The following is a 1,409-nucleotide window of genomic DNA, read 5'->3' on the forward strand; positions in this document are numbered from 1 at the left end:
GACAACTCCTGGTCATACGACAGAGCCAGCGCAAACCCCGCCTCCCCACGCCCCGCCGTCGCCAGCAGCGGCACCTCCAAGGAGTAGCGGCCGGTCCGCGCATCCACCGCACCCCCCGCCTCCTCACCCGGCGCGAACACACCCGACACGGTGCCGGAGGCACCCGGCACCGCTGACGCCGCAGCTGCGGCTGCCGAGCGGGAGCCGGGAGCGGCAAAGACCTCACCCGCGCTCTCCCCCGCAACGGTGCCGGCCGCGGCCAGGGCGAGGAGGCCGGCGACGCCGCTGCGGCGGACACGGCGCACAGCAGCAGAGGACGAGGAGGAAGGCACAGGAATTCCCGGGGAGGCAGGCAGAGCGGGCAGTTCCGTCCAGGAGAACAGGAAGCGGGGGCTGGCGTCTCTCCTCCGAACAGCCAGACCCCGGCCCCCGGGCATCTTGGAATACGGGCCCGGCAGCGGGACATGCCAGGCCGCAGTGCGGGAGCAGCAGGAACCGGAGGACAGGGCCCCGGGGGCGGGGGCGCATGCCACCGCGAAGGGGCAGGCCCCGCCGCCGCGGTGCGCCGCTCGGCGGCACCCGCCGCTACGCGGCGATGCCTGCCTTCAGCGGGACACCACCGAAGGGCGCAGCGGCGCTGCCCCTCCGCAGGCCGGCACCACCCACTGCAGCCGAGATGTCTTGAATTGTTAGGGTCATTGCAAGTTCAGAGACTCACTGAGGCGGAGCGACTCGATACCGATTCAGAGATCGCAGAACATCTGCTGATCGTGCTGACGTGCCCTCGCGGTCTTGAGGGACAAGTGGACCGGCGCGAGTTCCCCACACACGCGGCCGGCGCCGCACTGTCGATCGCGGACGTGTCGGCCAGGCCATGCCCCTCAGCGACCGCCCGTCCCTGGGCTGCTGAACGCCGGGACGCAGAGCCGACGGACTGCGTGATCGAGGCTCAGGGCGTCAAGGCCTGCACCAGGGCCCCTGCCGGCGGCCAGGGCGGCCTTGTGGCGCAGCTCCAGGAACAGGGAGTGCGCGGTCAGAGCCCGAGCCCCAGCTGGGTGCCGCTCGGCGATGCCCGCAACACCTTCCCGAAGTACGCGTCGGCGTCGGGCGGCTCCATCTCCCACAGCGGCGGCCGAACCAGGACGCATCTGCTCCAGGCGGCCGACATCCCCGCGGGTCATGCCGTCCCGCCAGCCCCGCCGAGGCCGCGCCAGGACCAGCCCCGCCAACACGTCGGTTTTGAACTGCTCGAGCTCCTCCACCGTGGCCGGACATCGCGCAGGTCCGGTACGACAGCCAGCGCCAGCCCGGGCCCCCTCGCCTCCACCCCGAGGGATGATGTGCTGAAAGGTTAATGACGCGGCCGGAGGGGAGCCCCCGGGCAACCGGCCACAGTCCCGGCCTCGTCG

1 protein-coding gene is annotated in these 1,409 nt (G+C 72.2%); it reads right to left on the reverse strand.

From position 1 onward, the window contains the following. On the reverse strand, positions 1–305 hold a 305-nt coding region (locus IF89_RS39340; protein WP_043194867.1), incomplete at its 3' end, for a hypothetical protein. Positions 306–1,409: the final 1,104 nt, after the last annotated feature.

The sequence above is a fragment of the Streptomyces sp. NRRL F-2664 genome (assembly GCF_000719345.1).
Classification (GTDB): Bacteria; Actinomycetota; Actinomycetes; order Streptomycetales; family Streptomycetaceae; genus Streptomyces.